Annotated in this window: 22 protein-coding genes and 2 tRNA genes; 8 read left to right on the top strand and 16 right to left on the bottom strand. The window is 41.5% G+C overall.

Annotated features, from left to right (window positions below):
• The 6 genes from VFW36_RS04885 to VFW36_RS04860 are packed head-to-tail and all read left to right on the top strand — an operon-like array spanning position 1 to position 6765.
• The gene (locus VFW36_RS04885; RefSeq protein WP_329657689.1) at positions 1 to 1308 is read left to right on the top strand and encodes a hypothetical protein; all 1308 of its coding nucleotides are present in this window, start codon (positions 1 to 3) and stop codon (positions 1306 to 1308) included.
• Positions 1308 to 2222, top strand: coding sequence for an NAD-dependent epimerase/dehydratase family protein (locus tag VFW36_RS04880; RefSeq protein WP_329657688.1), 915 nt, complete (start codon positions 1308 to 1310; stop codon positions 2220 to 2222). The genes VFW36_RS04885 and VFW36_RS04880 overlap by 1 nt, the downstream gene beginning before the upstream one ends.
• Complete coding sequence (locus tag VFW36_RS04875) at positions 2219 to 2617, top strand: GtrA family protein (RefSeq protein WP_329657687.1); 399 nt, start codon at positions 2219 to 2221, stop codon at positions 2615 to 2617. The genes VFW36_RS04880 and VFW36_RS04875 overlap by 4 nt, the downstream gene beginning before the upstream one ends.
• A gap of 2 nt (positions 2618 to 2619) precedes the next feature.
• A complete protein-coding gene (locus VFW36_RS04870) occupies positions 2620 to 4938 on the top strand; it encodes a hypothetical protein (protein ID WP_329657686.1) in 2319 nt (772 codons plus the stop codon).
• Positions 4925 to 5872 carry a glycosyltransferase family 2 protein gene (locus tag VFW36_RS04865; RefSeq protein WP_329657685.1) on the top strand — a complete coding sequence of 316 codons (948 nt, stop codon included), beginning with the start codon at positions 4925 to 4927 and terminating at the stop codon, positions 5870 to 5872. The genes VFW36_RS04870 and VFW36_RS04865 overlap by 14 nt, the downstream gene beginning before the upstream one ends.
• Positions 5869 to 6765 (top strand): hypothetical protein, encoded by an 897-nt coding sequence (locus VFW36_RS04860; RefSeq protein WP_329657684.1) that lies wholly within the window; start codon positions 5869 to 5871, stop codon positions 6763 to 6765. Before VFW36_RS04865 ends, VFW36_RS04860 begins: the two co-directional genes overlap by 4 nt.
• Here VFW36_RS04860 and VFW36_RS04855 read toward each other — a convergent pair.
• The 5 genes from VFW36_RS04855 to rfbA are packed head-to-tail and all read right to left on the bottom strand — an operon-like array spanning position 6762 to position 10949.
• A complete protein-coding gene (locus tag VFW36_RS04855) occupies positions 6762 to 7592 on the bottom strand; it encodes a glycosyltransferase (RefSeq protein ID WP_329657683.1) in 831 nt (276 codons plus the stop codon). The two genes, VFW36_RS04860 and VFW36_RS04855, sit on opposite strands and share 4 nt — an antisense overlap.
• Positions 7593 to 7605: 13 nt before the next feature.
• On the bottom strand, positions 7606 to 8634 hold the full coding sequence (gene rfbB, locus VFW36_RS04850) for a dTDP-glucose 4,6-dehydratase (RefSeq protein ID WP_329657682.1): 1029 nt from the start codon (positions 8632 to 8634) through the stop codon (positions 7606 to 7608).
• Positions 8631 to 9500 (bottom strand): dTDP-4-dehydrorhamnose reductase, encoded by an 870-nt coding sequence (gene rfbD / locus VFW36_RS04845; protein WP_329657681.1) that lies wholly within the window; start codon positions 9498 to 9500, stop codon positions 8631 to 8633. The genes rfbB and rfbD overlap by 4 nt, the downstream gene beginning before the upstream one ends.
• Positions 9493 to 10065: a dTDP-4-dehydrorhamnose 3,5-epimerase gene (rfbC, locus tag VFW36_RS04840; protein ID WP_329657680.1), complete on the bottom strand. Its 573-nt coding sequence runs from the start codon at positions 10063 to 10065 to the stop codon at positions 9493 to 9495. Before rfbC ends, rfbD begins: the two co-directional genes overlap by 8 nt.
• Positions 10062 to 10949, bottom strand: coding sequence for a glucose-1-phosphate thymidylyltransferase RfbA (rfbA, locus tag VFW36_RS04835; protein WP_329657679.1), 888 nt, complete (start codon positions 10947 to 10949; stop codon positions 10062 to 10064). The genes rfbC and rfbA overlap by 4 nt, the downstream gene beginning before the upstream one ends.
• Before the next feature lie 97 nt (positions 10950 to 11046).
• On the opposite strand from rfbA, the gene VFW36_RS04830 reads away from it, so the two are divergent.
• The gene (locus VFW36_RS04830; RefSeq protein ID WP_329657678.1) at positions 11047 to 11451 is read left to right on the top strand and encodes a hypothetical protein; all 405 of its coding nucleotides are present in this window, start codon (positions 11047 to 11049) and stop codon (positions 11449 to 11451) included.
• A 3-nt stretch (positions 11452 to 11454) separates the two neighbouring features.
• On the opposite strand, the gene VFW36_RS04825 is transcribed toward VFW36_RS04830, so the two are convergent.
• The 11 genes from VFW36_RS04825 to gyrA all read right to left on the bottom strand — a co-directional run bounded on the left by VFW36_RS04825 (position 11455) and on the right by gyrA (position 21124).
• On the bottom strand, positions 11455 to 12681 hold the full coding sequence (locus tag VFW36_RS04825; RefSeq protein WP_329657677.1) for an EAL and HDOD domain-containing protein: 1227 nt from the start codon (positions 12679 to 12681) through the stop codon (positions 11455 to 11457).
• Between the two features lie 98 nt (positions 12682 to 12779).
• Positions 12780 to 12854 (bottom strand) — tRNA-Asn (locus VFW36_RS04820).
• A gap of 25 nt (positions 12855 to 12879) precedes the next feature.
• Positions 12880 to 12954: transfer RNA gene (locus tag VFW36_RS04815), tRNA-Asn, on the bottom strand.
• 57 nt (positions 12955 to 13011) lie between these two features.
• On the bottom strand, positions 13012 to 13950 hold the full coding sequence (locus tag VFW36_RS04810) for a radical SAM protein (protein WP_329657676.1): 939 nt from the start codon (positions 13948 to 13950) through the stop codon (positions 13012 to 13014).
• A 2-nt stretch (positions 13951 to 13952) separates the two neighbouring features.
• The gene (gene hemE, locus VFW36_RS04805) at positions 13953 to 14996 is read right to left on the bottom strand and encodes a uroporphyrinogen decarboxylase (RefSeq protein WP_329657675.1); all 1044 of its coding nucleotides are present in this window, start codon (positions 14994 to 14996) and stop codon (positions 13953 to 13955) included.
• Entirely contained in the window at positions 14989 to 15513 is a 525-nt protein-coding gene (locus VFW36_RS04800) for a YqhA family protein (protein WP_329657674.1), read from the bottom strand. Before VFW36_RS04800 ends, hemE begins: the two co-directional genes overlap by 8 nt.
• A gap of 2 nt (positions 15514 to 15515) precedes the next feature.
• Positions 15516 to 16544: an aspartate-semialdehyde dehydrogenase gene (locus tag VFW36_RS04795; protein WP_329657673.1), complete on the bottom strand. Its 1029-nt coding sequence runs from the start codon at positions 16542 to 16544 to the stop codon at positions 15516 to 15518.
• A 69-nt stretch (positions 16545 to 16613) separates the two neighbouring features.
• Positions 16614 to 17768 (bottom strand): sigma-54 dependent transcriptional regulator, encoded by a 1155-nt coding sequence (locus VFW36_RS04790; RefSeq protein ID WP_329657672.1) that lies wholly within the window; start codon positions 17766 to 17768, stop codon positions 16614 to 16616.
• A 14-nt stretch (positions 17769 to 17782) separates the two neighbouring features.
• Positions 17783 to 18190 carry a hypothetical protein gene (locus tag VFW36_RS04785; protein ID WP_329657671.1) on the bottom strand — a complete coding sequence of 136 codons (408 nt, stop codon included), beginning with the start codon at positions 18188 to 18190 and terminating at the stop codon, positions 17783 to 17785.
• On the bottom strand, positions 18139 to 18594 hold the full coding sequence (locus VFW36_RS04780; RefSeq protein WP_329657670.1) for an LPP20 family lipoprotein: 456 nt from the start codon (positions 18592 to 18594) through the stop codon (positions 18139 to 18141). Before VFW36_RS04780 ends, VFW36_RS04785 begins: the two co-directional genes overlap by 52 nt.
• A gap of 49 nt (positions 18595 to 18643) precedes the next feature.
• Positions 18644 to 21124: a DNA gyrase subunit A gene (gene gyrA / locus VFW36_RS04775; RefSeq protein ID WP_329657669.1), complete on the bottom strand. Its 2481-nt coding sequence runs from the start codon at positions 21122 to 21124 to the stop codon at positions 18644 to 18646.
• Between the two features lie 138 nt (positions 21125 to 21262).
• On the opposite strand from gyrA, the gene VFW36_RS04770 reads away from it, so the two are divergent.
• Positions 21263 to 21601 carry a P-II family nitrogen regulator gene (locus VFW36_RS04770; RefSeq protein WP_013460937.1) on the top strand — a complete coding sequence of 113 codons (339 nt, stop codon included), beginning with the start codon at positions 21263 to 21265 and terminating at the stop codon, positions 21599 to 21601.
• Positions 21602 to 21698: the final 97 nt, after the last annotated feature.

Here is a 21698-nt window from a genome sequence, read left to right as displayed (position 1 = left end):
ATGAATATCAAAACAAATAATATTGAATTGGCATTTTTTGCTATTTTGTTTTTTACACTATTGAATGGATTTTTTAATTCTATGAATGTAGCTTATGGGCATACGGGGTATCCGTTGGCAACATTTCTTTTTGATTCTTCTGATCTTCATGCAGATTTGGTCAAAGGGGTTTTATCGTTTTACCAAGGAAAAATATTGTCATATAGTGACTGGAGCCCATTGTATCAAGGATATTATCTCTATAACCCATATGGGGGAGTTGATGCTCTTAATGCAGGGCAACTATCAAATTTATCTGGCTCTCCTATGATGACAGCTATAAGCCTTTTACTCGGAAAACTTGTTCTATGGAAAAGCCCTGGATTTTTAGTTAAGTTTTTTTATGTAGGTGTGTTTATGACAACTTGGCTAATAGCTTATTTCTATTCAGAAAGTACGAAAAAGGCATTTTTCGTTTCAATTATTTTACTCTTTAGCTATCCAGTTTTGTTCATCTTGACACGAGGGCATATCTTTTCTTTCATAGGTGGTGTTCTTTTAATTTTCTTTTTCTACCATATAGTGAAAAAAAGCCCTTTGATTATTCCTGTGCTACTGCTTGCATTTGTTGTAAATTTTCGTCCAAATGCAGCTGTCCTGAGTTTGCTTTTTATTGTTTATGGGTTTAAAGATGGAATAAGAGGGTTAGTGATTTTTGGTGTTTTGTCTTTGAGTATTTTTTATGTCAATTTGCTCATTGCACATCAGATGTATCCTGATTATACTTTTGAACATTTTGTGAAAGCGGTAGGTATTTATTTTAACATTTATGTGTTGGGTAATGGAGGAGATGCGTTTAATAACTCATTATTTGGGGGCATTAAAGCACTGTCGGTATTAGTCAAAGTTGATATATCAGAAAAATTGAAATTTTTAAATTTTATACTTTCATTAACAAGTATTTCAGTTCTTTTATTTTCTGTATACTTATTTGTAAAAAATAAAATCAATCGTTATGAACTTTCCTTTATAGGTATGAGTACTTTAGCTCTTGCAACTTCGGTCTTTAGCACGTATCATATGGTGGTATTTTTTGCATTTTTACTTATTGCATTTAAAGATATAGAATTAAACTATTCTCCAATATATTTGAATACGATTTTACTAACATGTATTTTTGTCCTTTCCCCTAAAAATTATATTTTTACTCACGGCATTTCATTGGAAGTGATATTGAATCCGTTGGTGTTGCTATGGGCGGTAGCATATATTTTATATAAAGCGAATACAACAGAACCTTCTGCAAATATGATGAGGTTGGATAGTTAATGAACATTTTTATTACAGGTGCACATGGTTTTGTCGGTCGTAATCTAACGGAGTATTTGGTGCGAACAACATCTCATATTCTGTTTACTCCGAAGAGCAGTGAACTCGACCTTTTGAACGAAAACGCGGTTGATTTGTATGTTATAAACAATAAAATAGATATTATCATTCATGGAGCCAATCGAGGCGGTGGACGAGATACGGCTGAAATGAGCGATGTCGTCCATACGAATCTACGGATGTTTTTTAATATCGCTAAACAATCCGCAAAAGTAAAAAAGATTATTCATCTGGGAAGTGGTGCCGAGTACGGTAAACATAAACCGATAGTGGATGCCCTCGAAGATGATGCTTTACTGGCATTACCGCAAGATGATTACGGATTTTATAAATCTATTTGTGCTCGTTATATCGATCGGAGTGATAATATTTATAACCTCCGTATTTTCGGTGCCTATGGCAAATATGAAAATTATCGATTTAAATTTATCTCAAATGCTATCGTCAAAAATCTCTTAGAACTCCCTATTGAGATTATGCAAAATGTCTATTTTGACTACATCGATATCGATGATATGGTACCGATGATCGCTCATTTTATCGAACATGAGGGACACTACCGCACCTACAACATCTCCAAAGGTGAAAAGGTAGATTTGCTCACATTAGCCCAAACGATCAATGAAGTGAGTGATTTTAAATCGGAGATCACCGTTAAAAATGCAGGTTTAAATCTTGAATATACTTCATCTAATGACCGTATTATGAGTGAGTACCTTTTCCACTTGTCAACACATCGTGAAACTATTGCTCGTCTAATGGATTACTATCGAAGTATATTGTCGGAGATTGATGCGGATGAGATTAGAGGTGATGCATTGGCGAAAAAAATTGCGGTTGCAAAAGAATCATGAAGCAATTTTTGACTCGCCATGAACAAAAAATCCGTTATCTGATCGTAGGCGGATGGAATACGCTTTTTGGGTATGGAGTGTTTGCAGCACTATACTTTTGGTTTGGGAACTCAATGAATTATCTTTGGATTCTTTCAATCAGCTTTGTTATTAGTGTCGCTAATTCGTATTTGGGATATAAAATTTTTGTTTTTAAAACGAAAGGTAATATCATCAGTGAGTCGTTACGTGTCTATTTTGTCTATGGGGTATCATTTGTTTTTAACCTGATTACACTACCGATTTTTAAGGAGTGGTTGCATCTCAATGTGTATCTTGCACAGGCATTGATAACCATTATAACCATAGCAGGAAGTTTCATACTCCATAAAAAGTTTTCGTTTGGGTTAAAGTAGCTATGACATATTTTAAAAAGAATTTTTATTATATATACAGTTTTTTGCTTGCATGGCAATTGATTCTAATGGTGCACTATGTTGTAGAGTGGTTAACCAATAGCTTTTCCACTCCTGCGTATGATTATTATCAAAGTGTTGTCTTGTATTTTAACGGATACAAGAAAATTGAGTTGTTTGAATATCTTTTAACCGTTGCAGCATTAGGAATATTTTTTTCGGTAATGGTTTTTGGAAAAGACTATATTGTGAAAAAAACAAGGTTTTCGGCACTGTATCTGATCGGTTTTCCAAGTGGGATACTTTTTATTTTACTAAGTATCCTTTCATCGAGTATGCTTTTCCGTATTGATAGCTCTTTTGCTCTTGCAAAAATTTCGCTATCTGTTTTTTTGTTTATTGTATTGCTTTGTCTTCCGTTTTATATGAAAGATATTATTAGACAAGGTCGAATAAAGAAGATAGATCAATGGCTATTGTATAAAAAAAATAATTTTAGTTTAGGGAAATTATTTTATATCGCTTTGATTGTATTTGGATATATTCAACTTGTCGGGATTTTTTACGAGCCTATTTTTAAACAAACAAAAATTATTACAGAATACTGGAACGTCAATGAATTGACCCGTTTAGATGGTAATCAAACTGTCAAAAAAGATACATATTTAGAGGCTATTCTGCAAAAAGGAAATGTGGACGAAATTACGTCAAAAGATTTGACAAGATTTGACTCATCAGAAAAACCTAGTCTTGATACTTCTATTGATTTGGAGTTGACAGATCAGGAAAATGAGTTTTTGAAAAAAAATCTTTTTGAATTACATTGGCAGGTATTGAGCCGATTTATGATGCACCATAACAGCTTTATATATATTCCGACCCAAGAATTGGAGATGAAAAAAGATATAGAATCCATCAATGCGCAGTATGGATTAGGAAGCGCATGGATTTTTAGTAAATTGTTTGCCATAACAAATGGGATAAGTGTAGAAAAATGGTTCCAATTTTCGTATAGTATTTATTATATATATTTTTTATTTTTTATTGCAATCACGTATCTTTTAACACGAAATATTGCAATCACGGCAATTGTTTTTTTATTGGCACTAGCTTCTGTTAATTCACGCGGATATGATTTTTTAATTTTGCCTCCGGGTGAATCGCCTTGGAGACATTTTTTCGATTTATGGGTTGTTTTTTTCTTGTACCATTTTGGGAAGACTCAAAAAGTAGTTTTTTATTGGTTAGCACTTTTACTTGGGGTTCTCTCAATCTTCATCAATCCTCAAATTGGTGCCATGATATATTTTCCGGTGGTTCTTATCGGGTTTGCTTATTTGACTATACAAAAAAAATCGTTTCTTTCTATTTCACTCGGAATTTTAGTTGCTTCGATTATCGCAATGATTGTGCTTAACGCTTCATCTAGTGCGAATGATCTCGCCAAATATTATATCGACGGTGTTATAGGGTTTCCTATTTCGGCGAAGCAGATGTTAGCCTTTTTAGTCCTCATTGCGTTTGCTTATACGATAGTGCTTAAAATTTTACCTAATCTTAGTCGTGAAAATCTTTTACCTCTTTTATTTCTAGTATTCTATACACAGGAACTTTTACTGTATGTTGTTTGGCATTATAATGGAGATGGGTTCAAAGCACGTGCATTTATTTATATTTTAACCATCGCTTTAATTTTGTTCAATTGGTCGAAATTATGGCCGAAAAAAGTGCACAATACGATCTTATTACTAGCTAGCGTGTATGCTATTGTAACTTATGGGAAGAGCATTGATAAACTATTGCATACAAAGAAAGAATATGATGCTATTTTTAAGACGCATGTAACCTATGAATGGAATATGAAACGAGCTCATTTTATTTCTACGATGAATCCTATTGGATTTCAAAACGGTATGGATCTTATCCAAAAATATAGTAGCGATCAGGATGGAATATATATTATTTCCGAATATGATAACTTATTGCCATTTTTGGCGAATAAATATAGTTTGATGCCATTTTTTGATTTAAAATGGTATTTGATGACCCCTAAAGAGCTGGATAAAAGTATTAAGACTATCCAAAATAATAAGCCGAAGTATCTTTTTGTTGATACAAGTATTCATCGTAATTATAAAAAAGAAGTTATTGATGTAAAAATACCTGTAATTGGGTATTTGCATCAAGAATCTGTATGGCGCGTTCAGCGCTTAATGTTGTTAAAACAAATTTTTGATACGGTTGGCGGCGAATATGATTTGGTTGAAAAAGGAAGCCTGATCTCGGTGTATAAAAGAAAGGAAATGAATGAAACGCATTAGTATTATGACGGCGTGTTACAATGAAGAAGAGAATATCGCTGAGGTATATGCTCAAGTTAAAGCAGTTTTTGACGTAAAATTACCTGAATATCACTATGAGCACCTGTTTATCGACAATGCATCCGAAGATACGACGGTAGAAATATTACGTGGTATTGCGGCGAACGATCCGAATGTCAAAGTAATCGTCAATGCTCGTAATTTCGGGCATATCCGCTCACCGTTTCATGGATTGATGCAATGTAGCGGTGACGCGGTTATCTCTATTGTTGCCGATTTACAAGATCCACCGGAAATGATCATTGATTTTGTCCGAAAATGGGAAGAGGGGTATAAAATCGTTATCGCTGTTAAAGAACAGAGTTACGAAGCACAATGGATGTTTAAACTCCGTGAAGCATACTATAATTTACTGCATAAACTTTCGGAAGTAGAGATATTTAAGGGGTTTACCGGATTTGGTCTATACGATAAAAAAATTATCGATTTTATGCGTGAATTTGATGATCCATACCCATTTTTTCGGGGACTTATCGCTGAGATCGGTTTTAAAGCGGCAAAAATACCCTACACTCAGCCTGCTCGTCCGCGCGGCATTTCCAAAAACAATTTTTATACCCTCTATGATATGGGGATTTTGGGGATTATTAACAACTCAAAAGTACCGTTGCGTATAGCGACATTGTTAGGATTTTTACTCTCATTTGTGAGCTTTATGACAGCTATCATTTATACGGTTGTTAAATTGTTTAATTGGAATAGTATGCCGCTTGGTATTGCTCCCTTAATCATTGGTAGCTCCTTTATGTTTGGGATCGTCCTCTTTTTTCTTGGGATTATCGGAGAATACATCGGTGCTATTTATACACAAATATTGAAACGTCCACGTGTATTTGAATCAGAACGGATCAATTTTAAGGATGAAATCCAATGAAGTTTATCATTGTAACTCCCGGCTATGATGATAATGCTGGGGGAATTGTCGTTTTACATCAATTGTGTGACAGGCTGAATACGTTAGGACACGAAGCCTATATTTGGCCATTTTTTAAGCCCGCTTTAGATTTTACAAACCCTTTTAAAGCTGTTTATCTGTTTTCAAGATATTTTCGTAAGAGTATCAAATACGGATTTAAAAAAAATCCTAAACTTGATACTCCAACGGCATCATATGAAGATATGCAAGATGCTGTTATTGTATATCCTGAAGTAATTGTCGGGAATCCTCTGAAAGCCAAAAATGTCGTACGATGGTTATTGCATAAACCGGGTTTTAATAATGGAGGAAAGATAGATTTTGGGGCTGATGATCTGTTTTTTTATTATGATAAAGCATTTGATGACAGTCGATATAACAGGTATCCTGAAAACCATTTACATATTGTTTCGCAGAGATCCGATGTATATAAAATAACAAATCATAATGGACGCCACGGGAAATGTTATTTGCTTCGAAAAGGGTATAAAAGAGATATTGTGCACGATACAACCGATTCTCGATTGGTGGATGGTTTATCGCATGAAGAGACGGCACAGGTTTTTAATGAGGTAGAATATTGTATTTCGTATGACACTTATACAATGTACAATGTTTATGCGGCAATGTGCGGTTGTGTGCCTATCATAATACCGGAAGTGGGTGTTACTAAAGAAGAGTGGCAACCCTTAGAGGAAGGTCGATATGGAATGGCCTATGGATTTGATGACATAGAGTATGCGATTCAAACACGGCCGTTGCTGTTGGAATATATGGCAAAGCAAGAACGTGAATCGAATGAATCAGTTGCCCATTTTGTAGAAAAATGTAAAGAATATTTTAATTTCTAAAGTTTAGTAATCCCATTTTTACAAATAAATGCATTTTCTTCACGGTGCTTTTTCATAATGGCATTGTTAATATCTCCCTCTACGGAACTAAAGCGTTTCGGGTGATACAGATGGAGAATATTGGCATTATTTCGGCAGGATTTCAGCTCACAGCCCACTCCTCTAAAACGCCAGCTTAGATCAACATCCTCTCCTTCAGAAGGGAGTCGGAATGTTTCATCAAACCCATTGATCTTGAGTAAGTCATTTTTGTAGCAAGACCAGTTGCATCCAACGATATGTCGGACATAACGTTTGTGAATTTGGCGGCTGATAAACGAATGGGATTTAAAGAGAAGCCCGTCTTCAGGATGACGTGCGTCATCACGAATCATGGCAGGTAGTAGCCAAAAAAACTTTTTTTCGATATCACGAACACTCAATTCATGTTGTTTGAAGCGTTCTGTAAATTTTGGACCAAGTTCAAATCGTTTTCCGCATAGAACTATTTTTGGTTCGGCATTTTCGGCATGTGCTTGTATAAAGGTAGTATAGGGGATACAGTCTCCATCAATAAAAATCAAGTATTCATTCGTGGAAGCTTTTATAGCACTATTCATTGCTTTATTTTTCCACCATCCGTCATCTTCTTGAGTGAGATGAACGAGATTAGGGAAACGATTTTTTTGTTCACTGATAAACTTTTGCATTTCAGACGAATCACCATCTTCGGCAACAATAATTTCATCCGGTAATAAGCTTTGAGTTTCTATGCTATCTAAGATAAATCCCAATGCTTCAGTATCTTTGTATACAGAGATGATAAGGGTTGTTTTGGGAAGAGGCATATGGGTTGGTCTCCTATTTATGCAAATCATATTTTTGTAAATACCACTCGATCGTTTTCACGATACCGGTATCAAAGTTCTCATCGGCTCTCCATCCAAGTTCGGTTTCGAGCTTTGTAGCATCGATAGCATAACGGCGATCATGTCCCGCGCGGTCTTCGACATAGGTGATCTGCTCTTTATAGCTTTTGGCATCATGACGTGGTTTCATTGTATCGAGGAGGGCACAAATGCGATCGACGATTTGGTTGTTGTTCCGCTCATTGCGTCCGCCGATATTATATACTTCGCCTGAACGTCCGCTATGGTAGACCAGATCGATCCCTTTGCAGTGGTCGAGTACATAGAGCCAGTCGCGGATGTTTTTACCGTCTCCGTATACGGGGATATTCTCTCCCCCTAGCGCTTTTCGGATTACGGTCGGGATCAGCTTTTCATTATGCTGTTTTGGACCATAGTTGTTGGAGCAGTTGGTGATAACGGTATTCATCCCATAGGTGTGGTGGTATGAGCGTACAATCATGTCTGATCCGGCTTTAGAAGCACTGTAAGGGCTGTTAGGGGCATAGGAGGTCTCTTCGGTAAAGAGATCGCTTGGATCATCGCTTAGAGTCCCATACACTTCATCAGTACTGATGTGGTGGAAACGACACCCTTCAAATCCTGCTTTGTAGAGAAACGGTTTCTCCATCCATGCTTTATAGGCGACATCGATGAGAGTAAAGGTGCCGTTGACGTTGGTCTGGACAAACACACCCGGATTTTTGATGCTGTTATCGACGTGCGATTCGGCCGCGAAGTGGATTACACCGCGAATATCGTATTTTTCAAACAGTGATTCGATCAATGCACGATCGCAAATATCCCCTTGGACAAAGATGTGCCGCTCATTGTTGGCTACTTCTGCAAGATTTTCCATATTTCCCGCATAGGTCAATAAATCGAGATTGATGATGGTATAGTCCGAGTATTTTTCCAAGAAGTAGGGGACGAAGTTGCTTCCGATAAATCCGGCACAGCCGGTAACTAATAGTGATTTCATTGATGTTCTCCTAACGCTTTCAAACATGATTTTAAACTATCTCTCCAATAAGGGATAGGGATGGAAAAATCGGCTTTGAATTTTGATTTATTCAGTACACTGTAATGGGGACGCGATGCGGGGGTAGGGTATTGATCGGTGGTGATCGGGTTCACGTGACACGCAACACCGGAGAGTTCAAAGATCGCTTTGGCAAAGTCATACCAGCTTGCAACTCCTTCGTTAGAGTAGTGATAAATCTCAGGGGCTTGATTATCGATCAAAGGGAGAACCTCTAAAATAGCTGCTGCAAGATCGTGAGCATAGGTCGGAGTTCCTACTTGATCAAAGATGACTCCGAGGCTATCGCGTTCACGACCTAAACGGAGCATCGTTTTGACGAAGTTATTACCGTAGCCGGAATAGACCCATGAAGTACGGAGGATGATCGTATTTTTCGGAGAAACGTCTAAAATGGCTTTTTCACCGTCACATTTTGTTTTTCCGTAGACCCCTTGCGGATTCGTTGGATCGGTTTCGGTGTAGGGACGATGATTTTTCCCCTCATACACATAATCGGTAGAGATATGGACCAGTTTGGTGCGGTGCTGTTTAGCTATTTTGGCGAGGGTCGAAACAAATCGGTGGTTGAGTGCATCGGCGAGATCGCTTTCGCTTTCGGCTTTGTCCACCGCAGTATAAGCGGCGCAATTGATGATTACGTCAAATCGGTTATTCTCGAAAAAATCTTCCGTTGCAGAAAGGTCGGAGAGATCGAGAATTGTGCGGTCGGCAAACCTAAAGGTGTAGTGTGGATAATCGAGTGAGAGTTTTTGTATCTCACTCCCTAGTTGTCCGTTCGCTCCGGTTACTAATATATTATACATAGTGGTTAGTTTCAAAATCAAATAAATCTGCTCCACTGAGCAAAGGTTGCTTGGTGTCTTTAGCGGACAGTTGCAAAGAAACGTTCTCTATTATCCAGTCAATATTCAATGCCGGATCATCAAAAGCAATCCCCCGATCACACTCAGGAGAGTAGTAATTGTCTACTTTGTAAGCAAAGGTACAGGTCTCGCTGAGCACTACAAAACCGTGAGCAAATCCTCTAGGGATAAGCAATTGGCGTTTATTTTCACCGCTGAGTTTTACGGCTACATGTTGACCGAAGGTTGGAGATCCGTGGCGTATATCGACAGCCACATCGAGTACTTCGCCCTCGATCACCCGTACCAGTTTAGTCTGAGCAAAGGGGGGAAGTTGATAGTGCAGTCCTCGCAGTACGCCGTAAGAGGATTTGGATTCGTTGTCTTGGCAAAATGCTATGCTGTAGCCTAAAAAATCACTCAGTTTATCCGCGCGAAAAGTCTCTACAAAATAGCCTCTATCATCGCCGTGTATTTTGGGATTGATAATAACGACATCCGCTATGGCTGTACGTTCGAAAGTCATTTGACGCTCCCCTCATTGGCACGGCGGATAAGGTACTGACCGTATTGATTTTTAGAGAGAGGTTGCGCTAATTCTAATAATTTTTCTTTAGAGATGTAACCCATTTCGTAAGCTATCTCTTCGATACAAGCAACTTTAAGCCCTTGGCGGTTTTCGATCGTTTGGATAAACATACTCGCTTCGAGGAGTGACTCATGTGTTCCGGTATCGAGCCATGCATATCCGCGTCCCATCAGCTCCACTTTGAGAGCGTTTTGCGCGAGGTAAGTTTGATTGACGGTAGTGATTTCCAACTCACCCCGATCGCTTGGTTTGACATTTTTAGCGATTTCGACGACGCTATTTGGGTAAAAATAAAGACCGACGACGGCATAAGAGCTTTTAGGCATTTTAGGTTTTTCTTCGATAGAGAGGACATTACCATCACGGTCAAATTCGGCTACACCGTAACGCTCAGGATCTTTTACCCAGTAGCCGAAAACGGTAGCCTTGTTCTCTTCGGTGACATTGCGAACCGATTGAGCGAGCATTTTGGTCAATCCGTGGCCGTGAAAAATATTATCGCCGAGGACGAGACATACATCATCATTCCCGATAAAATCGGCTCCTAAGATAAACGCTTGTGCCAGACCGTCAGGCGAGGGTTGTACACAATACTCAAAGCGCATTCCGATGTCGCTTCCATCTCCCAAAAGCTCTTCAAATCTCGGAAGATCACTCGGCGTTGAGATAATAAGAACTTCCCTGATTCCGGCGAGCATGAGAACGGAGAGGGGATAGTAGATCATCGGTTTATCATAGATAGGGACGAGCTGTTTACTAACTCCTTTGGTAATCGGGTACAGTCGTGTACCGCTGCCACCGGCTAAAATAATCCCTTTCATATGACTCCTCTATCACCTATATTAATGTAATTATAGTAAAAAAAGGTTATAGAGTGGTTTAATCAATTTCGAGGCATTTTTTTGGGATAATATCTCCATGAAAATATTAATTATTGATCAGTCCGGATTTCAGCTTCAAACCCGAAAAGTATTGATAGAAGACACTATCGAGAGATGTTCTGTCGAGACGGCATCGACACTGGGTGAGGTGTTTATCGCATTCCAAAAAGATAAGTACGATGTAGTGATAGTCGATCATGGGATCGAAAACGGTCAGCAGTGTGTTGATCATATTTTGCAAATCGTTCCCGATCAACCGATATTGGTGGTCAGTGATGCGATCCACTGTGTACTAAGCCGCTGTGAAGATTGTGTTCGTAACCATGCCATACGCCGTTTGTTCAATCCGACACCGATTAAGAATATTGTCCGTATGGTAGAGGGATTTAAAAATTATCGATGTGATCACTATGATGTGGAGACCGATAAAATCAAAGGCTAATGCTTACAATTTATCCGGATCGATAGGGATATGACTCAGTTCTAACGCATAGAGTAGAACAGTCGTATCGATTTTGTCGAAATTATGACATAAAAGCTGTTTTAGATACGTTCTCTCCGCGTGTTCTGCTTTGTTAAAACTGGATAAGAATTTCCCCTTTTTTGCAACGACGAGATCCACGATGTCTTTATCCATTTTAATATCTTTGATCACATCTTTGATGTCGGTTTCAAAGAGTGCCCCCAGCATCGAAAGCATACCTGCAAGGTAAGCTTTGTCTTTGTCGCTGTGGTGCGCATTCTCTTCCATCCGTTCGGCTCTTAGGATAGCTATATGCATAATGCTTTCGGAAATCGGATTATCGGAAACTTCGGCATAAAGGTATAACAATAGCCATCGCAACAGTTTATCTCTGCCGAGCAGGGTAATAATCTGCGTAATTGATTCAATACGCGTATCAAAATGTCCATGATTATTGATAAACTTAATCAGTTTGTACGACAAATCGGCTCGCTGTTTGATGTAGGATTCTATCTCATACGTTTGAGCGTCATTTTTGATCAGTTTGAGGAGATGTAAAATGATGATTTGTGTCGCATCTTTGTATCGATTCATCTCTACCACTTCAGGTCTGTGGAGGTGGTATCCTTGAAAGAGGTCAAACCCTATCTCTTTATAGTATTTGTACTCTTCTTCCGATTCAATTTTTTCAGCGAGAATTTTGATCCCTAGCTCTTTTATTTTAGTGATGATGTTTTTTAGATTCTCTTGTTGCGAGGTGATGACATCGACTTTTAGAAAATGGGTGTATTTTAATATGGGGGTGAATTTTTTAATCATCACCGCACTGCAATCAAAATCGTCTATGGCAATTTTAAACCCTCTTTTATGATACTGCTTGATTTTGGCGAGGACATCTTCATTTAGATCGGTTGTCTCTAAAATTTCTAAAATAAATCGATCTTTATCCAATAGATCAATAATACCGGAGGTCAATGTGTATTCATCGACATTGATAAATGCGACTCCGCCGCTTCCCAACAGCTCATTGATATTTATATTAGTTAGCGTATTTAATAGAACTTGGGAGGTGGCTTGAATATTGGAGGGGAACTCTTTGATCCCCGCAGGATGGTCTCGAAACAGCAATTCATAGGCGAATGCTTTACCTTGAGAATTAAAGATTTTTTGTTTTGCCAAATATACGTTGCTCAAAGCTGTACCGTTCATTATAAATTTAAACAAAATTGTACCAAAACAATGGTCAGGTAACGGTCACGCGAATGTAAATGAAATGGAGATAGTACGATAAGGATGAGGTTTAAAAGTGGCTCCGAATGCTGGATTCGAACCAGCGACCAAGTGATTAACAGTCACCTACTCTACCGCTGAGCTAATCCGGAACGTAAAAAGTAGAAAGTTCATAAATGGCTCCGAATGCTGGATTCGAACCAGCGACCAAGTGATTAACAGTCACCTACTCTACCGCTGAGCTAATCCGGAATGTTTATGAGGGCGCAATTATACGCTATGTTATGCTAATTGTCAATAAAAATGGGGTTATTTAGAGCGTTTTCGGTTAATATTTTTGCTTGGGGTGAAAAAGATTACGTTTGATCGTTCAATTTGAGCGATTTCGCCGTGATGGAGTAGATTTTGGAAGCGTAATTGCGACTCGGCATCAAAAAGGGCTTGGATGTCATCTATGGTTAGCGGACGTTTATCGAGGGTCGTGAGTATTTCACTATCACTGTAGTTGGTGGGAGTAGCGGAAGCGTGAGTACGGGAGACAATATGGATCGGAAGTATCGGATCAAAGAGTTGTGAGAGGAGATAGAGCTCCTCAAAATTGAGTCCCTGCACGGCATAAGCGGGAGGACGGTCAATCGTGCCGATGTCAATCCGATCGCATTGTATAGAGAGTAGCGCACGGTTTAGGGCTTCTATCTCTTCGGTCGTATCATTGACCCCTTTGACAAAGAGTATCTCTAAAAAGAGTTTTCCGCTAAATGCTTCGGAAAAGCGGGTGATGCTTTCTATAATGGTGCCGATTTCGATCCCCTCGGCGGGTCGGTCGATCTTTTTGAATGTTTCGGGAGTTGCCGCATCGAGGGAGAGTTTTACCTGATCGATTTTTAAAAGGGTATCAAATACCGCAGGATCACTTAAGCAGGCACTATTGGAGAGGATAAGGGTTTGGATAGAGCCTTTGATCGTATCAAGGCTCTTTACAAGGGCATCTAAATAAGGATACATCGTCGGTTCACCGTTCGCGGTGAGGGTGATGACATCGATGGACGGGTGTTTTGAGAGAGCCTCTTTTAAATCATTGATAATGGTCTCTACGGGAGTTACCGTATGCTGATGTGCCATAGCCGGTGCAGGGGCAAGCTCGCAGTAGAGACAATCAAAATTGCATTGTTTGGCGGATGCAGAGAGATCGATCCCCAGAGATACGCCGAAGCGGCGTGAATGCACGGGACCGAAGATAGTAGACATAATTAGGCTTTTTTGCTCACGCGTTGGCATTCACGGACAAAATGGCGTGCGTTTTCAACCGGAACATCGGGGAGAATCCCGTGACCGAGGTTGAAGATATGTCGTTTCCCGCCCATGATCTCTTGAATCGCTTCGACACACGCGGTCGTTTGCTCTTTCGAGTACAATCGGCACGGCTCCATGTTCCCTTGGAGAACGTAGCGATCCCCCAGTTTCTCTTTAGCCAGTGCCATCGGAGTACTCCAGTCAACACCGAAAACATCGAAGTTTCCGTATACTTTATCCAAAAAGGCAGGGATACCTTTTGGGAACATGATTACAGGGACATGAGGATATTTTGCTTTGAGATACTCGGCAATTTCGACCATGTAGCTCCATGAGAACTCATCGTATTTGCTCGGCTCGATCGCTGCCGCCCAGCTGTCGAAGATTTGAACGACATCGATCCCCGATTGGATCTGTTTTTCCATGTAAAGTTTGACCACATCGGTTACTTTGCGGAGGATTTTATGGAGAAGTTCTGGGTTAGAATACATCATCTTTTTGCAGACGTTGTAGGTTTTTGTCCCCTGACCCTCGATCATATAGGTAGCTAACGTCCACGGTGCACCCGTAAACCCGATGAGAGCTTTGTTGTCATCGCGCGCATCAAGTTGACTTCGGAGAAGCTTGATGGTGTCGTAGACATAGGTGAGTTTGGATGCTGCTTCATCACCGCCGATCAGCTCATTCAAATCCTCTTCGGATGCGATCGGTTTTTCGAAAACGGGACCTTCCCCTTTGATGAAATCGAGTTTCATCCCCATCTCGTTGGGAACGACCAAAATATCGCTGAACAAAATCGCCGCATCGACACCGACAAGATCGACAGGCTGGATAGTCACTTCTGCCGCCATATCAGGTGCGTGGCAGAGATTGAGGAAGTTTCCGGCACGTTTACGCACTTCCATGTACTCAGGGAGATAACGTCCCGCTTGGCGCATCATCCATACAGGGGTATAAGGGGTCTCTTTACCGAAACACGCATCAACAAAAATTTTACTCATGATGACCTACTTTGCTCAAAAAATAAAGACCGACAGAAACTGCCGTGATCGAGAGGGCAAGATAAAAAAGCTCCAATGCTCCGGTAAATACGGTATGACCCACTTTCTGGAAAAACCCGACTACGAGAACCATAACGATCACTTTGGAGATTTTATCTTTGAGCTGATCGAGAGAGTGAACGGCGAGGAGCTGGTTCTCTTTTCCGTGTTCATCTTTTGCTGGGTCAATATCGGAGATAAAGAGTTCGTATAGACCGAATGAGAAGATAATCATCACAACCCCGATAAGATACAAATCTACCGCTCCGATGATACCGCCGACAATCTCTTCATGGAAGTGTTCGGGGTGAGCATGAGTCGCATAGGTTTGGAGTACATACGCTGCTGTATTATAGACATCGACACTTGCGACGGCAAAAAGGACAAATGCCCCTACTAGACCGAAAATCACCGCTAGGATGATAATAAACCGTGTGCTCCACAACCCGTGTTCAAATAATTTTTCGAAGAAGTGCATATTTATGCTCCTTGCATCTCTACCCATTTCTGAGCAATTCGTACGGCATTGGTTGCCGCACCGACGCGGAGGTTATCGGCAACCACCCACAAGTGAAGGACGTTGTCTCGGTAAATATCGTTGCGGATACGTCCGACAAACGTTTCGTTTTGATCCATACACAATGACGGCATCGGATAGATGCTCTCACTCGGTTCATCAAGAACTATAATATTCGGTGCTTTGCGCAAAAGTTCGCGTGCTTCGGTCGCATCCACTGCACCGTCAAACGTGAGGGTGAGGGTTTCGGCATGACCGCGAAGGGTCGGGATACGGACGCATGTTGCGCTCACCTCGATCTCTTTGTGCATGATTTTTTGGGTTTCATTCACCATTTTGAGTTCTTCTTTGGTGTATCCGTTATCAGTAAAAGAGTCGATTTGCGGGATAGCATTTAGAGCGATTCGGTGAGGGAACTTTTTCGGTTCCATATCATCGAGTTTGAAAGCAAAAAAGGCTTGCATTTGTTCAACCAACTCTTCCATTGCCGTTTTGCCCGCACCCGAAGTCGCTTGATAGGTACTGACGTCGATTCGTTGCAAATCGTATGCGTCATCGAGTGGTTTGAGCGCCTGTACCATTTGAATGGTCGAGCAGTTCGGATTTGCGATAATCCCCGTATTTTTCCACTGCGCAATATCTTCAGGATTTACTTCAGGGACGACGAGAGGGACATTCTCATCCATACGAAAATGGCTGGTATTATCGATGACAACGGCACCTGCCGCAGCGGCATAAGGGGCAAATTCTGCTGAAACACTGCCGCCGGCACTGAAGAGAGCGATTTCGATCTCTTCTTCGTCAAATATGGTAGGGGTCAACTCTTTGATAACTAGCTCTTTATCGTTGAACGATACGGTATTTCCTGCACTGCGTGCACTTGCCAACGGGACGAGTTTAGCAAGAGGGAAATCGATCTCTTCGAAAATGCGTAAAATTTCTTCTCCGACGGCACCGCTGGCACCGACGATAGCTACATTGTAAAGTTTCATATGGAAGCTTTCCTTAGGGATGAATGGACTCATCCATGAATATTTTTCCGCGATTATATCGAATAGGGGCTAAATTCTCCCCAATCCTCTCGCTTCTAAAAAGAGGTCGTCTGTATCAATTTGATCTCCGTCGCTCAGAATAGCGGAGCGTTCAACGACGGATATAAGTTCACGAATGTTTCCAGGCCAATTGTAGTTTTCCAATGCGTTACGCGCCGAGGTGGTAAACGATTTGTTTTCATATCCGTAGAGGGAACAATAACGCTCCAATGCCGCCTCTGCAATAGTGAGTATCTCTTCGCGTCGTTCACGAAGCGGAGGGATATGGATCGGGATCGTATTGAGCCGATAATACAAATCTTCTCGGAATTTTCCCTCACTGATTTTGGTGTGCAAATCGGCATTGGTGGCTGTGATAATTCGGACATCGATTTTGGTGTTTTTGGATGCACCCAAACGGCGAATTTCACGCTCTTGCAAGACTCTCAGGAGTTTGGCTTGGAGAGGATAGGGCATTTCGGCAATTTCATCCAAAAACAGTGTTCCCCCCTCCGCCAGTTCAAATTGTCCCGTTTTAGCTTCGGTCGCATCGGTGAAGGAGCCTTTTTCAAATCCGAAAAGTTCACTCTCGATCAGATTGTCGGGGATTGCCGCCATGTTGATCGCGACAAAGGGTTTGCCTGAGCGAGGCGAGCTCTCATGGATGTGACGGGCAAAGACCTCTTTACCGACCCCGCTCTCCCCTAAGAGCATCATACTCGCATCGGTAATAGCCGCTTTGGCGATACGCCCTAAGAGTTGATCGAGGGCAGGGGAGGAACCTAAAAAGTTTTCTCCTCTAGGAGCCTCTTGTGTAGGAGATTTTTGTGATTTTTTTGCGAGGGTTGCCGTACGCTCGATAGCGGTGACCAGTGTTTCGATCTCAAAGGGCTTGAGTAAGAAGTCTTTGACCCCCAGTTGGATCGATTCGATGGCACGGGTGAGGGTAGCATTTCCGGTGATGATGATCACCTCGTATTTCCCCCCGAGGGTTTTAACAAACTCGATTCCGTCCATCCCCGGCATATTGATGTCACTAATGACGAGTTCAAAGCTATCATCGAGTTTTTTGAGGGCATCACGGGCATTTTTGAAAGTATGAATCTCGTATTTTTCATAGTCGCCCATCGCTATTTCAAGCGATTTGCGCATATTAATATCATCTTCAACAATCGCAATTTTCATCTACAATGCCACCCTTATTTAGTTGCGGCTATTGTAACAGACTCATTATTAAACTCGACTGCATAGCATCGTGTGGGGAGGGTAAGAGAGTTGAGCGTTTGGCTTTGGGATGGGCTAAAGGTATCATTACTTTTGATGCGGAGTTCTTGGGCAGCGGCGAATTCTACAAACTTACTTTGTTCGCGTTCTAATAGGCTTTCTAATCTCTCATTTGGGGAACGTTGTAAAAGAAGTAAAGGTGAATCGGTTAATTTTCCGCAAGGTTTCATCGCTTTAGAAACCCAGAGGGTTTCATTGATAGCTTGGGTATTTTTAGCGGCGAAGCGATACCCTATATAATAGTTATCAGCTCCGAAGCTAAGTGTCGCGATTAATGCAAGATTCGTGAATACGAAAGGACGATTTCCATTTCGACTTCGCACAGTCCCTCTTTGAATGATGTGTTGGTGAGATTTGCTCCGCGGACAATAGCTTCAACCGATGTTTTGGTACTGGATTGTTGCAACATCATATTTTTGATGGTGTCTTGACCCTCAACTTGAACCCCTTTGACCCGCTCAGCGATTAGTCGGTAGCCATCTACCATTGCGGCACGTTTAGCCAATGCATACGCTTGAGCCGGTGAAGAGGTAACCGATGGGGCGACACCTTGACCGGTTACGGTGATGACAAGCTCGTTTTGGGATTTTAAAATAGGTTCGACACAGTTTCCATCTGTACCGCTGTAAACACATTTTACTTTCGGTTCAGATTCGTCACTGGAAAAAATTCCCGCATGAAGCGCGGGAATGGCGAGAAGCAATGCAAGAAGAGCAGCGATGCGCATTTGGGTTCCTTCGGGTAGATTTGGAATAATTACCCAAATTAAGCAAATACTATTCCAATACTAAAGTATTTTCACCTTCTTCGCTTTCGTCTTCTTCATCCTCTTTTTTCGGACAACGTGAAATGCTCGCGACATCATCCCCTTTGACAATGTAGACACCGCTAGTATTGCGTCCCGATTTCGCAATCGTTTGCATATCGACACGGATCATTTTACCCGCTTTGGTGAGAGCCATAAGATCCATCGTCTCATCGACCATCACACATCCGACGACGGTGGTTCCGGTTTTCGCGTTGAGTTTCATTGCGATGACCCCTGATCCTGCACGGTTAGTGAGGCGGTACTCTTCAGCGGTGGTTCGTTTTCCGATCCCTTTTTCACTGACCATCAAAATCTCTTCTTCATCGGATTTGATGATGTTGGCATCAACGACAACGTCACCTTCGATTTTGAATTTGATACCGCGAACCCCACGGGTACTACGTCCCTGATCACGCGTTTTTTCGATTTCGAATTTGATACATTGCGCGTATTTTGTCACGATAAAGAGATATTTGGTCTCTTCGGTCGCGATGTGCGCGGTGATCAATGCATCATCGTCATCGAGAACGATCGCACGTACACCGTTACTACGGATGTTTGAGAATTCGTTCAATGCGGTACGTTTTACGATACCGTTTTCGGTAAAGAAAACAAGCGATTTTTTCTCATCGAAATCGGTCGTAGGGATGATGGAGCGGATTTTCTCATCGGCTTCGAGGTTGATGAGATTAACAACCGCTTTCCCTTTCGCCGTACGTGAGCCTTCAGGGATTTTGTACACTTTGAGCCAGTGGAGCTGTCCGCGGTCTGTCACGAACATCAAGGTGTCATGGGTGTTACAGGTATAGAATTTTTCGATGAAGTCATCATCATAGGTGGTTACGGCAATTTTACCTTTACCGCCTCGGATTTGTTTTTCATACGCTACCAACGGTACCCGTTTGATGTATCCGCGATGAGAAATGGTAACAACCATCGGCTCGTTCGGGATCAAATCTTCGATATTGATGTCATCGTAGTTATCTTCGATGTCGGTAACTCGAGGAATATTGAATTGCTCAACAAGTTCAACGAACTCCTCTTTGATGATCCCTTTGAGAACCTCTTCACTGCGGAGGATACTTTCAAGATACTCGATATGAGCTAAAATCTCTTTGAGCTCGTTTTCGATTTTATCGCGTTCCAATCCGGTGAGGCGTTGGAGACGCATATCCAAAATCGCTTGGGCTTGGATCGGTGAAAATCCGAACTCGGAGATCAAGCCGTTCTTCGCGGTTTCACCGTCGGCACTCGCGCGGATGAGTTTGATGATCGCTTCGATATGATCGAGTGCTTTTTTCAAACCTTCCAAGATATGGGCGCGGGCTTTTGCTTTTTCGAGATCGAAAATGGTGCGGCGGATGATAACCGTTTTACGGTGGTTGATGAAGTGACCCAACATCTCCAAAAGGGTAAATACGCGAGGCTCTTGGTTGAAGACCGAGAGCATGATGATCCCGAACGTTGTCTCCATGTTGGTTGATTTATAAAGGTTGTTCAGGACGATTTCACTCATCGCATCGCGTTTTAGTTCGATAACAACGCGGATCCCTTCACGGTCGGATTCATCGCGGATCTCAGAGATACCTTCGATAAATTTATCTTTGACCAAATCGGCAATCGTTTCGATCAGACGTGCTTTATTGACTTGGTATGGGAGCTCATCGATGACGATAACGTCTTTGTTCGATTTTTTCTCGATATGAGTTTTGGCACGAACACGGATACGACCGCGGCCGGTCTCATAGGCATCTAAAATCCCTTTTTTACCGTAGATAGTTCCTCCGGTAGGAAAGTCAGGTGCTTTGATAAATTGCATGATCTCGATGAGAGAAGCATTCGGATTATCCATCAAATGTACCAAAGCGCTCAAAACTTCATTCGGATTATGCGGAGGGATATTGGTCGCCATACCGACGGCAATACCGCTCGAACCGTTGATAAGAAGGTTTGGAACACGGGTCGGAAGAACTTCAGGTTCTTGGGTCGTTCCGTCGTAGTTGTCAATCATATCGACGGTATCTTTTTCCAAATCTTTGAGAAGTTCTCCGGCATAACGGGTCATACGCGCTTCGGTATAACGCATTGCCGCCGCGTTGTCGCCATCAACCGAACCGAAGTTCCCTTGACCGTCGACGAGCGGTGCGCGCATCGCAAACGGCTGTGCCATACGGACGAGTGCATCATATACAGAGGTATCCCCATGCGGATGGTATTGCCCGATAACGTCACCGACGATACGAGCCGATTTTTTGTATTTAGCACCCGCTGAGAGGCTAAGTTTGTCCATCGCATAGAGAATACGGCGGTGAACCGGTTTTAGACCGTCACGGACATCAGGCAATGCCCGTCCGATGATAACACTCATTGAATAATCAAGATAACTGCTCTTGAGAGTGTCTTCTATATTAATGTCATTAATTTCGCTGTTGTCAAGCAAATCGTTCATGCAGTCCCCAAAAGTGAAGATAAAGTTGCTGATTATATCCCAATGAGCCTTAAAGTCTAAAAATCTCTACAATTTGATAAATTAGTCAAATAAGGTTACAATTATCTAAAATATCGATAGAAGTGGAGTCTATAAATAATGAAAAAAATAGAAGCGGTAATCAAACCATTTAAACTCGAGGATGTTAAAGACGCATTGGCGGAGATTGGGATCACCGGTATGACGGTGAGCGAAGTGAAAGGGTACGGGCGCCAAAAGGGGCACAGCGAGTTATATCGCGGTGCTGAGTATGTGGTTGACTTCCTTCCAAAAATCAAGATGGAGATGGTGGTTGATGATGCGATGGTAGATCAAGTGGTCAATACTGTTGTAGAAGCTGCCCGTACCGGGAAAATCGGTGACGGTAAAATTTTCGTCAGCGAAATCAGTAAAATCGTCCGTATCCGTACGGGTGAAACCGATATCGAGGCTATTTGATTAAAAATTAATCAATCCTCCTTCTTCAATTCCATAATTTGACTATATAATGCACACCTTTATTCTAAACTAAAGGTGCTGCATGGATACTGCGTAC

The organism is Sulfuricurvum sp., from assembly GCF_036279695.1.
Taxonomy (GTDB): domain Bacteria; phylum Campylobacterota; class Campylobacteria; order Campylobacterales; family Sulfurimonadaceae; genus Sulfuricurvum.
Note: the sequence above shows the minus strand (reverse complement) of the source record. Positions and strands in the feature narration are given on the sequence as shown.